General features: G+C 58.6%; 11 protein-coding genes. 7 read left to right on the top strand and 4 right to left on the bottom strand.

Going from position 1 to position 11,458, the window contains the following annotated elements; all coding sequences use genetic code 11:
* The 3 genes from TU76_RS16965 to TU76_RS16955 form a co-directional block, all read left to right on the top strand.
* The coding region (locus TU76_RS16965; protein WP_048352174.1) for an amino acid ABC transporter permease at positions 1 to 761 on the top strand (761 nt) is incomplete at its 5' end.
* A gap of 90 nt (positions 762 to 851) precedes the next feature.
* Positions 852 to 1,736, top strand: a complete 885-nt coding sequence (locus tag TU76_RS16960; protein ID WP_173667398.1) for a homocysteine S-methyltransferase family protein — start codon at positions 852 to 854, stop codon at positions 1,734 to 1,736.
* 193 nt (positions 1,737 to 1,929) lie between these two features.
* Positions 1,930 to 2,538: a dTMP kinase gene (locus tag TU76_RS16955; RefSeq protein WP_019822487.1), complete on the top strand. Its 609-nt coding sequence runs from the start codon at positions 1,930 to 1,932 to the stop codon at positions 2,536 to 2,538.
* A 129-nt stretch (positions 2,539 to 2,667) separates the two neighbouring features.
* Here TU76_RS16955 and TU76_RS16950 read toward each other — a convergent pair whose 3' ends face one another.
* A complete protein-coding gene (locus TU76_RS16950; RefSeq protein ID WP_019822488.1) occupies positions 2,668 to 3,645 on the bottom strand; it encodes a LysR family transcriptional regulator in 978 nt (325 codons plus the stop codon).
* A 152-nt stretch (positions 3,646 to 3,797) separates the two neighbouring features.
* Here TU76_RS16950 and TU76_RS16945 point away from each other — a divergent pair, with 152 nt between their 5' ends.
* The 4 genes from TU76_RS16945 to TU76_RS16930 all read left to right on the top strand — a co-directional run bounded on the left by TU76_RS16945 (position 3,798) and on the right by TU76_RS16930 (position 7,909).
* Entirely contained in the window at positions 3,798 to 5,111 is a 1,314-nt protein-coding gene (locus TU76_RS16945; protein WP_019822490.1) for an MFS transporter, read from the top strand.
* Positions 5,108 to 5,863, top strand: a complete 756-nt coding sequence (locus TU76_RS16940; RefSeq protein WP_019822491.1) for a class II aldolase/adducin family protein — start codon at positions 5,108 to 5,110, stop codon at positions 5,861 to 5,863. The genes TU76_RS16945 and TU76_RS16940 overlap by 4 nt, the downstream gene beginning before the upstream one ends.
* Positions 5,864 to 5,865: 2 nt before the next feature.
* Positions 5,866 to 6,798, top strand: coding sequence for a 2-hydroxyacid dehydrogenase (locus TU76_RS16935; protein ID WP_046810737.1), 933 nt, complete (start codon positions 5,866 to 5,868; stop codon positions 6,796 to 6,798).
* 88 nt (positions 6,799 to 6,886) lie between these two features.
* Positions 6,887 to 7,909 (top strand): histone deacetylase family protein, encoded by a 1,023-nt coding sequence (locus tag TU76_RS16930; protein WP_046810736.1) that lies wholly within the window; start codon positions 6,887 to 6,889, stop codon positions 7,907 to 7,909.
* Positions 7,910 to 7,999: 90 nt separating this feature from the next.
* Here TU76_RS16930 and TU76_RS16925 read toward each other — a convergent pair whose 3' ends face one another.
* From TU76_RS16925 to TU76_RS16915, 3 genes are read right to left on the bottom strand one after another with little or no spacing between them, the layout of a single operon-like run.
* Positions 8,000 to 8,662: a flavin reductase family protein gene (locus TU76_RS16925; RefSeq protein WP_019822496.1), complete on the bottom strand. Its 663-nt coding sequence runs from the start codon at positions 8,660 to 8,662 to the stop codon at positions 8,000 to 8,002.
* A gap of 12 nt (positions 8,663 to 8,674) precedes the next feature.
* Complete coding sequence (locus TU76_RS16920; protein ID WP_048352173.1) at positions 8,675 to 10,162, bottom strand: amidohydrolase family protein; 1,488 nt, start codon at positions 10,160 to 10,162, stop codon at positions 8,675 to 8,677.
* Between the two features lie 11 nt (positions 10,163 to 10,173).
* Positions 10,174 to 11,370 (bottom strand): amidohydrolase family protein, encoded by a 1,197-nt coding sequence (locus TU76_RS16915; RefSeq protein ID WP_048352162.1) that lies wholly within the window; start codon positions 11,368 to 11,370, stop codon positions 10,174 to 10,176.
* Between the last annotated feature and the right edge of the window lie 88 nt (positions 11,371 to 11,458).

Raw genomic sequence — 11,458 nt, 5'->3', positions numbered from 1 at the left:
GCACCCGACTCTATCTGACGTGGGCGGTGCTGTTCGCGTTGTGCGTCATGTTCTTCATGAGCTTCGACCTGAAGCTGTCGATCATTCTGGATAAATTGCCGAACCTGATGGGCCTGCACCTGGGCCCGAACGGTTTCCTGCAAGGCGCGGCACTGACGTTGTTCCTGTGCTTTTGTTCGATCTGGTTGTCCTTGCTGCTCGGCTTTGTGACGGCGCTTGCGCGCCTGTCACGCAGCGCCGTGGCCTTTGGGGTCGCGAGCTTCTACGCGTCATTTTTTCGCGGCACGCCGCTGCTGATCCAGATCCTGCTGATCTACCTGGGCCTGCCCCAGATCGGCATTGTTCCGGGGGCAATCAGCGCCGGGATCATTGCCCTGTCGCTCAATTATGGCGCTTACCTCAGCGAGATTTTTCGCGCCGGGATCATGGCTGTGGCCCCCGGGCAACGCCAGGCGGCGATGGCGCTAGGGCTATCGCCGACGGCGACATTCCTGCACATCATCCTGCCGCAAGCCATGCGCACGATTTTGCCGCCGACCACCAGCCAGTTCATTTCAATGCTCAAGGACTCCTCGCTGATTTCGGTGATGGGGGTTTGGGAAGTGATGTTCCTGGCGCAGTCCTATGGGCGTTCGTCGTATCGCTACATCGAAATGCTCACCACCGCCGCCGTTATCTATTGGCTGATGTCGATTGGTCTCGAACTGGTGCAGAACCGCCTCGAGCGCCACTACGGCAAAGGGTTCATAAATCAGCGGTAAGCCCGTTTATGTACGACCCAATGAGTGTCAGAAATAAACAGGCTCAGCTAAACCTCACACATTCAGAGACAAGACATGAAGGAACGATCAATGGTTATTCTTGATGGTGGCATGGGCCGGGAGTTGCAACGTTGTGGCGCACCTTTCAGGCAGCCTGAGTGGTCGGCGCTGGCATTGAGCGAAGCTCCGGAAGTCGTGGTGGCCGTTCATGCCGCGTTCATAGAAGCCGGCGCTCAAGTCATTACCAGCAACAGTTATGCGGTGGTTCCCTTCCATATAGGTGAGGAGCGCTTTGCCAGTGAGGGGCTGGAACTCGCCTCGATTGCAGGCCGACTGGCGCGCAAAGCGGCTGACGCAAGCGCCCACCCCGTCCAGGTCGCGGGTTCCCTGCCGCCGTTGTTCGGCTCCTACCGGCCTGACCTGTTCCAGCCGGAGCGGGTGACAGAGGTTCTGACCCCTCTGCTTCAAGGCTTGGGCGCCCACGTGGATCTGTGGTTGGCAGAGACGCAGAGTTCACTGGCCGAAGTGCAGGCGATCCACGCGCATCTGCCGTCAGACGGCAAACCATTCTGGGTATCCTTCACCCTTCAAGATGAAGAGACTGACGGTGTGCCTCGCCTTCGTTCAGGCGAACCCGTGGCCGACGCCATCGAAGCGGTCGCAGGTATGGGGGTTGCCGCGGTGTTGTTCAACTGCAGCCAGCCGGAAGTGATCGGTGCTGCCGTGGATGTGGCGCGATCCATTACCGGACGTCTGGGTGCCGACATCGCCATTGGTGTCTACGCCAATGCCTTCCCGCCGCAACCGAAGGAAGCGACGGCGAATGACGGTCTGGACGAACTGCGCGAAGACCTCGATCCCCTGGGCTACCTGGAGTGGGCCAAGGATTGGCAACAGAGAGGGGCAAGCATGATCGGCGGGTGCTGTGGTATCGGGCCGCAGCATATTGCTGAGCTTAAACGAAGCCTGAAGTGACCCGGTAACAGACCTTCCAAGATCAAGTGCCTACAAAGCGGCTGATGTCGATTACCATGCCCTGAGAGCATGGGACATCAGCCGCTTTTTTGGTTCATGCGCACGGGTCCTGCACTCGACTTGCCGGGTAGCGCCAAGCGCTGACCGCGAACGAACGGGACAGAAAAAAACGTAGATCAATCGTTGCTTGAAAATGAATCGTCCGCTGTTTATTGCTCTGGATGGACCCAAGGGGACCGGCAAAACCACCCTGTTGGAGGCCGTTACGAAAGTACTGCGGTCAGACAACAAAAAGGTGATCCGGCTTTGCGAGAAAAAAAGTGATCCCTACAGGGGGGAAACAATGGCCCTCGTGAACAGACTTGTCAGAGATCCCTCTAGGGATCTGGAGTGGGCCGTGTGTGAGCGTCTTGCTGATAGTCGTGCATGGATTAGCCAGCACGTGCTGACGAAACAGCCACCCGACAGCATTATTTTGATTGATCGCTGGTACCCGTCTGATGCCGCATTTCGCCGGATAGTCCCGTTTGCAGAAATCCTGCAGTTGAACATGGATCGAAACGTGCGAGTGCCAGACCTGCATGTCGGGGTCGTCACCGCCCCTGAAATGTCATGGGCGAGGGCGGCGGCACGAACCCGTGGGCTGGGCAGTACGGTGATGCACGCGCTGCAAGAACATGTCGCGAGCACGAAAGCATTCGAGCAAGCGGCCACAGACCAAGGCTGGGTTTTATGCCGTAACGAAGGGTCGATCGAGGACGCAACGATGCAGGTGGTTGCCGGGATCTATAGCGTTCTTTAGATGCCGGTAGGCAAATTTCGCGGGTCCCGCTTTTCCTGTTTCTTGAGCCGTTGTGCAATCAACCTGCAGTGGCAGGTCCAGCTGAAACGGTATGCCATGCAGTCAGTTGCTCGTGATTGTGTGAGGGGCCTAGAATCGCTCCGCCAGATCCGTGGTCATGAGCATCTGCTGGAACCTCTCTAGAAACACTGACTCTGCTCGTGTCATTTTTTGTTCACGGTTCCATAGCAAGTAGACATTCACGTCTATGACTCCCTCCCATGGTGGCAGACGCCAAACCTCTTCAGCCAGCACATCGGCAGCAACGATGTGTTCCGGTAGACAACCGATGCCATAGCCGGCCCCCACCAGTCGACGGATTTCATCCAGGCTCGGTGAGGAGGCGACAATCCGACCGGTAAAGCCTTGCTGATCACGAAACACCGTGAGTGGAGACAGGTTGCCGCCGATCTGGTCACTGGTGAAACTCACGAAGTTTTCGCTCTGTAAGTCAGCCAGGGTAAGGTTTTTGCGGCCAAACAGCCGGTGCCGTTTGCCGCAGAAAAACGCGTAGCGCTGCTGCAGCAATACTCGCTGTTCGAGTCTGGGTTGTGGCGTGCGGCAAAGACCCAGGCCAAATGATGCGGTTTTTTGCAACATTGCGCTGACTACGTCCGAGCTGCGCAGCACATCGACCTCCAGTTCAACATGTGGGTAATCGAGGTGAAATTGCGCCAGGAAGTCGTCATAGCAGCGTGACTGGACCCGACTGATGGTCAGTATCCGGACCTTGCCTGCCACCTTCTCAGCGGGGTTTTCCAGGGCAGGGCCCAGACGCGAGATTGTTCCGTAGAGTTCTGCGGCAATTTGTATGACCTCTTCACCAGTCTTGGTAAGGCTGATACGCGGCCCGCGGCGTACCACCAAGGCACTGTCCAACTGTTCTTCCAGCCTCTTGAGAGCCTGACTTATCGCCGGCTGGCTCAAATGCAGGCGCGCGGCAGCCCGGCTAATGCTGCCTTCCTGTCCTATCACCAGAAACGTGCGTAGCAAATTCCAGTCCAGGCGATCGTTGAGGAAGCGCTTGGTTTCGGGGTCTCGAACAGGGGGGGAAACAGAGGATGTCATTATTTGTCAGGCTTATACTTGAGTATTTATATTAGAAGCTTTGCTGAGCATAGGTGTTAGCGCATGATCGAGCAAGGCACCGATAGAGTGCGATAGCAACGCTTAGACACAAGCTCTCCTGCCAATAACAAAGACTCTTACAGGGGCCTCAGATGACGAGTACTACTTCAACACCACGGCGTGCCGCGGCGGCGGCCTTTATTGGCACCACTATTGAATTCTACGATTTCTATATCTATGCATTTGCTGCAGCGTTAGTGCTGGGACCACTGTTCTTCCCCAGTGAAAACCCGATGTTAAGCACAATGGCCGCGTTCGGCAGCTTTGCCGTGGGTTTTATAGCCAGACCGTTTGCGGGCATGGTGTTTGGTCACTTGGGTGATCGCCTGGGCCGGAAGAAAATGCTGTTGGTCACGATCCTTTTAATGGGGATAGCGACCACCTGTATCGGCCTCTTGCCTACTTACTCTCAAGCAGGTGTATGGGCACCCATAGGCCTGATTTTCCTGCGTCTGCTGCAGGGCATTTCAGTCGGTGGTGAGTGGGGTGGTGCTGTACTCATGGCCAGTGAGCATGCTCCCAAAGGACGCAAGGTATTCTTTGCTTCGTTCGCCCAGTGGGGCAGTCCTGCGGGCTTGCTTCTCGCATTGATCGCATTTCGTTGCATCAGTGAAATGGAGCAGGAATCGCTCATGAGCTGGGGATGGCGTATTCCGTTCCTGATGAGCGGCGTACTGATGATCGTTGGCTTGGTGATCCGCTTCGGTGTGCCCGAATCGCCAGAGTTCACCAAAGTCAAAGACAGCGATCAAACCTCAAAGAACCCAGTGAGCGAAGTCATTCGTACCGGGTGGCGACAAATATTATTCGCAGCACTGGCGGTCACAATAGGTTCGGGCGGATTTTTCTTCACCAACACCTTCATGATTACCTATGTCACCCAGTACCAGGGCATTGCCAAGACTACGATCCTGGACTGTCTGTTTGTGGTCACCATCCTGCAATTTCTGTCTCAGCCTTGCTCAGCACTGCTCGCTGAAAGACTGGGCGAAGGCCGATTCCTCAAATGGGTGGCATCGCTTTGCATCCTGGTGCCGTACCCGATGTTCCTGTTGGTGCAAACCGGCAATCTGTTCTACATGACTGCCGGTATTGCCCTGGCCGTAATACTGCTGGCTGCTTTGTACGCAGTGATCGCGGGCTACATGGCTGAAGCTTTTCCGACACGAGTGCGCTACTCGGGTATTTCTATAGCTTATCAACTGGGCAGCGGCTTGACCGGCGGCCTGACACCGTTGCTCGGCACCTTCCTGGCAGGTTATTTCGCCGGGCAGTGGTGGCCGTTGGCAGTTTTCTTCAGCGTGCTGGCCTTTATGTCATTGACCGGTGTTATTGGACTGTCACGTTTGCGTAGTCAAAACGCCAAGTCTTACGTGCTCGCACCTTCACAAGGAGTCATCTCATGAGCAAGCCAACTTCGATGCCGGAGATAGAGTGGCAGTCGCGATGTGAACTGGCAGCACTGTATCGCCTGACTGCCTATTACCGCATGACTGATCTGATCGACACGCACATCACCTTGCGTGTGCCAGGGCCGGAGCGGCATTTTCTGATCAATCGCTACGGCGTCGCGTTCGAAAAAATGCGGGCAAGCGATCTGGTGCTAATCGACCTGGACGGCAAGGTGGTTGAGAGCAGTTATAACGGCGGACGCGTTAACACTGCCGGGTTCATCATCCATTCGGCCATTCACGATGCGCGTCCGGACCTGCATTGCATCATCCACACTCATACCGTCGCGGGCATGGCGGTGGCTGCCCAGCGCGATGGATTGTTACCGCTGACCCAACACGCCTTGAAATTCTACGGAAATCTGGCCTATCACACCTACGAAGGCATCGCCCTATCGTTGGAGGAGCGCGAGCGTCTGGTCGCAGATCTGGGTTTGCACAAGGCGATGATCCTGCGTAACCACGGTTTGCTGGCCTCCGGAGGCAGCGTGGCAGCGGCATTCCACGAGATCTACTTCCTGGAGCGTGCTTGCCAGGCGCAAATCCAGGCGATGTCCGCTGGCGTGGCGCTGAGCATTCCAAGCGAAGAGGTGTGCCGACACACCGCCGCCCAGTTCGACCGCGACGGAATAGACGGAATCATTGATATGGCCTGGAAGGCCGCGCTGAGCCTGATCGACGATCAGCGCGCTGATTGGTGCAGTTGACCATGACCAACCTCATTTTGCTTTGTCAGGACCCCGCTCTGACGGATTGGCTGGCCACGCTGTTCACTCGCCATGCACCGCACTTGAAGGTGCTACGCCCTGGTGATGCCGGCGCGCAAGAAGCCAAGGTGGCGGTATGTTGGTTTCCGCCACCCGGTAGCCTTGGTGCCTTAACACAGCTGCAGCTGGTGTACTCGGTTGGCTCAGGCGTCGACCATCTGGCCCAGGACACTTCTCGCAATACCAGGGTTCCTGTGTGCCGGGTGGTCGACCCAGACCATACCTTGGGGATGAGTGAATACGTGCACTGGGGCGTGTTGCACTTTCACCGAGGCTTCGACCAAGTTATCGCCGGTAACACCACCCAACGCTGGCAGCGCCCGGTACAGCGGCGTGCCCAAGCGTTCAAGGTCGGCGTGATGGGGCTCGGGGCGATTGGTGCCCCCGTAGCCGTGCGGCTGGCAGAGGCGGGCTATAACGTGCGCGGCTGGGCGCGAACGCCGAGGGAAATCAATTCCGTGACCACCTTTAGCGGGCCGTCCATGTTGAACGAGTTTCTGGATGGTCTGGATGTTCTGGTCAATCTATTGCCGCTGACAGCCGCTACCCAGGGCTTGTTGTGTCGTGAAGTGTTCCAACGCATGGCTGAAGGCGGTGCACTGATCAATTGCGGCCGCGGCCAACACCTCAATAAGCCCGACCTATGCCAGGCCCTGGCGGATGGGCAGTTGCGTGGGGCTCTGCTGGACGTATTCGATCAAGAACCGTTGCCTGTCGACTCGCCGCTATGGCGTACGCCCGGGGTATGGGTGACGCCGCACATGGCATCAGCCGCGTCGGACTCGTGTATCGCACAGCAGGTGGCCGAAAACGTGTCGCGCCTTGAGGCAGGGCAGGCATTGAACAACCGGGTCAACACCGAATTGGGCTATTGACCGAACAGCGGATTAATCACTCAGCGCAACGTTCGTTATTACCGGGCGAGGCGCCCACGGCATGAGTTGCCGTACGAAGAGGTCATCAATGAAAACATTTTTCCACCCGGCGCAACGTCAGCATCACCCTCGTTCCTACCTGTCGCGAGGGCAGATGCGTGAGCCGCAAGAAATTCCATCCCGTATCGACCCGCTGCTGGCAGTGGTCGAAAAGCTCGGGTACCCCGTGTTCGAACCCACCGATCACGGGCAGGCACCGCTAGCCGCAGTGCACAGTGGCGCCTACCTGGAGTATCTGCGCACGGCTTATCGGCAGTGGCATGAGGTGCCGGATGACTGGGGTGATGAAGTGATATCCAACATCTACATCCGTGAAGGCAACCCGCTGCGGGGGATTTTGGGCAAGACCGCCCGTTACCTGGCGGATGGCAGCTGTCCGATCGGCGAGCACACCTGGGATGCAGCCTACTGGTCAGCACAAAGTGCGGTGGCCGCCGCGCATGCGGTGATCGAAGGCGACACTTCAGCTTATGCTTTGTGCCGACCACCCGGGCACCATGCCCGCGCAGAAGCGGCGGGGGGGTTCTGTTTTCTCAATAACGCTGCCATTGCCGCTCAAGTGTTGAGGGGCAAATTCGGCAAGGTCGCAGTGCTGGATACCGACATGCACCACGGCCAGGGCATTCAGGAAATCTTCTACGACCGCGATGACGTGCTGTATGTGTCGATTCATGGCGATCCCACTAACTTCTACCCGGTAGTCGCCGGTTTCGACGATGAGACGGGTGCGGGATGCGGAAAAGGTTACAACCTGAACCTGCCAATGGCGCACGGCTCCAGCGAAGCTGACTTCTTCGCCTGTATGGATCAAGCAGAAGCTGCCTTGCGCGCCTTTGCTCCAGATGTATTGGTGCTGTCGCTCGGTTTCGATATCTACGAAAACGATCCGCAGTCCAAGGTCTCCGTGAGCCATGAAGGCTTCCGTTTGCTGGGCCAGCGAATCAAGGCGCTGGGGCTGCCGTGCGTGGTGGTTCAAGAGGGCGGCTATGACATTGCGACCCTCGATGAAAACGCCTCACGGTTCTTTGAAGGCCTGACCGCTACGCGCTGAGCTTCATCTGCCCAGGCGAGTTCACGATTCATCGTCCTCAGCCTGGGCATACCGAACAGCCACTAACCAGGTGCATTGCTGAGCATTTCATTATTTAGCCTGTGGCCAGGACCGTTCCCCTGCGCCCGGTGCCTGCGTCCATGCCTGCAACGTGCGTGTCGGCAAATCAAAATAGTCCCGGGTACGGGCATACCCATGCCCTCCCATCCGCCCGATTGCATCGAGCCCCAACTGATCGATGTACAGGGTGTGGGGGTCAATCAGTTCGTCCCGTACATGGGCCATCAGCACTTCACCGAAGATGATCTCCCGCGACTGCCCGATGGACAGTGCCATCATTCGGCGGCACTCCAGCGCCACCGGGGCTTCGCCAATGCGCGGGCATTTGACCGTGGTGCCGGCAATCGCCGTGAGGCCGGCGGCGGTCAGTTCGTCAAAGCCCGGGGCGAAGGGCACGGCGCAGATATTCATCGCTTCCACCAGCGCATCGCTGACGATATTGACGGTGAACTCCTGATTGAGCTGGATATTGCGCGTGGTGTCTTTGGGGCTGAGGTCGCCGTAGTTTTCCACGCCCAGCGCCAGAATCGGCGGGTCGGCGGATAACGCATTGAAGAAGCTGAAGGGGGCGGCATTGATCCGTCCTTCGCCATCAATGGTCGTGACCAGCGCAATCGGTCGAGGCACGACGCTGCCGATCAGGATCTTGTATTTGTCGCGGGCACTCAGGGTGCTGAAATCGAAGCTTTGCATGGGCACAAATCTCTAGAGAAGAGGATCAATCGCACTTAGCGGCGCGTGTGCGCTGTAGTGGTCGGCGAAAGGAATGGCCGGTGTGAACAGGGTTTTCCAGTCGGGTTGGCCAAAGGCCCGAGAGCTGTGACTGCGCATCAGTGTTTCGAATTGTCGTTGGGCCTGGCGTTGCAGAGCGGGGTAGTCGACCCCTTGAACCTGACCGTCATGCATCACGCAGCGCCCGTCGATGTAACTGGCAATGCAATCGTCACCGCGGCCGGCCAGTACCAGATTTTTCAGCGGGTCGAACAGCGGCCCGAGGTGCAGGCCACGCAGGCTGAACACGGTGATATCGGCCTTGGCCCCGGGGGCCAGACGGCCGATGTCGTCACGACCCAAAGCCTTGGCGCCCCCCAGCGTGGCGGCGTTATACAGGTCCAGCGTGCTGGTCATCGATGTACCGCCCTCCATCAGGCGGGCGATGTTGAGTCCCTGGCGCATGTTCTCCAGCAAATCCGCCGGCCAGGTGTCGGTGCCCAGAGCCAGGTTGATGCCCTTTGCCCGATAACGACCGAACGAGTTCAACGCCTCGCCATCCCGGGCAAACACCACCGGGCAATGCACCAGGCTTGTACCGCCGTCCACCAGCCGTTGCAGGTCTTCATCACCCTCGGTGTAAATGCCATGGGGCAGCAGACTGCGCGGGGTCAACAGGTCCAGTTGCTCCAGCCAGGCCAACGGCGAAACTCCGCGCAGTTGTTTGACCATCTCGATTTCGCCGAGCCCCTGGCAGCAGTGCAGCCGCATGGGCGCGTTCAACTCCCGACTCAGATCGGCGGTACGTTGCAGCAGCGCGGGTGTGCAGGTTTGAATGCGATCAGGCAGCAGCGCTCCGCGAATCAAGCCGTCATGTGCCCCGTCGAAATCATCGAAAAAGCGCACGGCCCCATCGAGCCCGGCCAGGCCACGTGCTTCATCCCAGTGATGGGCCAGGTTTCCATCGGCGCGCCAGTAACTCATGCCACTCATGTAGCAGGGGCCGAGGTATGTGCGCAGGCCCAGCTCAGCGGCCACATCCGCCACAGCAGCCATTTCATCGTAGGTCTCAGCCCACTGGCGGTAATACATCGAGGTGATCGGCATGGCCGTGGTGATGCCGTTGCGGATCAACTGAGTAAAGGCGTAGCGGTATTTGAAAACCTCTTCGTCTGCGCTGTAACTCTCTCGGGGACCGGCCGCCAGATAATCTTCGCACCACATCCGGCCCATATCCCGCTCATCACCGTTGTCCAGGGTCAGCACCGTAGAATCCAGGTCTGCGAGTGCGTCCAGATCGATGAATCCCGGGCCGATCAACGCGTTGCCATAGTCGATCCACTGATCCACCGGACCTGCATATCCACGCCCCACAAACACGATACGTGAGCCTTCGAACACCACTTCGCCGTCGCGCCATAGCACGTGCTGCGTGCCGTCGAAACCGACCACGCAGCTGCTTTTCAGGGCGACTATTTTAATAGGCCCGGGCTTCACAGTCGGCTTTCCAGCAAACGACCGCCGGAAGCGATCAACTCGCCGCCGCGATAGACCTGCCGCACTGGCCGCGACACCACGGCTTCACCCAGGGTTTGTACTGGCATCAACAAGAAGTCGGCCCGCTGCCCGATCTCCAGCCCGTAATCGTCACAGCCCAGCGCTTGGGCTCCATTCACTGTGGCGGCGGCAAACGCCGCTGCCAGTTCCTCGTCCTTGTTCATGTCAAAGCGGAACGCCAGCAGCATTGCCCGTTCCAGCATGTCACCGTTGCCCATGGGCGACCAGGCGTCACGAATACCGTCCGAACCCAGGCACACGTTGACTCCGGCTTCGCGCAACGCGAGGTACGGCGGCACCGCGCAATCGGCCGGGGCCGAGCTCATCAGCGAAATGCCCAACCTGGCCAGGCGATCAGCCACCGGCCGGACCTGACTCCAGGGCAACATGCCCAGGCAATAGGCGTGGCTGATCATCACCCGGCCCTGACGCCCGAAGCGTTCGGTGTAATCGGCGATCAGCGCGATCTGCCACAGGCCCAGTTCACCTTTGTCATGCAGGTGTATGTCGACGCCCCGGTCGAATTCGCTGGCCAGCTTGAACACGAAGTCGAGTTGGGCCACGGGGTCATTATCGATACCGCAGGGGTCGAGGCCGCCGACGTTCTCCACACCCAGTGCCATGGCTTCGCGCATCAGTTCGGCGGTACCGGGGCGGCTGATCAGGCCGGTTTGCGGGAATACCACCAGTTGCAGGTCAATCAGGTCGCAGTAGCGTTCGCGCAGTTGTTGCATGGCTTCAACATGACGCAGGCCGAAATCCGGGTCGATGTCTACGTGGCAGCGCATGGTCAGCGACCCACGGGCAATGCAGTTTTCAAGCAGCGCACCGGCGCGTTCGGCGATGGGGCTCTGCACTTCACGCAGTACACGGCGTTCGTTGGCGATGTAATCCTTGAGCGTCGGCCCAGCGCTGTTCGAATGCCAGGGCTGGCCCCAGAGGGTTTTGTCGAGATGAACGTGGCTTTCGACCAGGGCCGGCGTGAGGAGCTGGTCTTGGCCGTCAATGTCGGTAGCCGTCAGCGCTGCGTTAGACGCGGGGCGTCGTTGTATGAACAGGCCGTTGTCCACAAGCAGGTCTTGTGCAGCAAGTCCGTAGGGCCGCACGTTGCGCAGCCAGCGGGGTTGGGTCATGGCAAACCTCTTGGAATTCTAGGGTGTTTGACCGGGCCTCTTCGCCAGCAAGCTGCTGCCACAATGCTCGCGGTCTGGCTGGCGAAGG

It is taken from the genome of Pseudomonas psychrophila (assembly GCF_001043005.1).
Classification (GTDB): domain Bacteria; phylum Pseudomonadota; class Gammaproteobacteria; order Pseudomonadales; family Pseudomonadaceae; genus Aquipseudomonas; species Aquipseudomonas psychrophila.
The sequence above is the reverse complement of the archived record's forward strand: the minus strand, read 5'-3'. Positions and strand labels throughout refer to the sequence as shown.

Coding starts and splice junctions, on each gene's coding strand:
- TU76_RS16960 (WP_173667398.1), top strand. CDS start 852: ATGGTTATTCTTGATGGTGGCATGGGCCGGGAGTTGCAACGTTGTGGC.
- TU76_RS16955 (WP_019822487.1), top strand. CDS start 1,930: ATGAATCGTCCGCTGTTTATTGCTCTGGATGGACCCAAGGGGACCGGC.
- TU76_RS16950 (WP_019822488.1), bottom strand. CDS start 3,645: ATGACATCCTCTGTTTCCCCCCCTGTTCGAGACCCCGAAACCAAGCGC.
- TU76_RS16945 (WP_019822490.1), top strand. CDS start 3,798: ATGACGAGTACTACTTCAACACCACGGCGTGCCGCGGCGGCGGCCTTT.
- TU76_RS16940 (WP_019822491.1), top strand. CDS start 5,108: ATGAGCAAGCCAACTTCGATGCCGGAGATAGAGTGGCAGTCGCGATGT.
- TU76_RS16935 (WP_046810737.1), top strand. CDS start 5,866: ATGACCAACCTCATTTTGCTTTGTCAGGACCCCGCTCTGACGGATTGG.
- TU76_RS16930 (WP_046810736.1), top strand. CDS start 6,887: ATGAAAACATTTTTCCACCCGGCGCAACGTCAGCATCACCCTCGTTCC.
- TU76_RS16925 (WP_019822496.1), bottom strand. CDS start 8,662: ATGCAAAGCTTCGATTTCAGCACCCTGAGTGCCCGCGACAAATACAAG.
- TU76_RS16915 (WP_048352162.1), bottom strand. CDS start 11,370: ATGACCCAACCCCGCTGGCTGCGCAACGTGCGGCCCTACGGACTTGCT.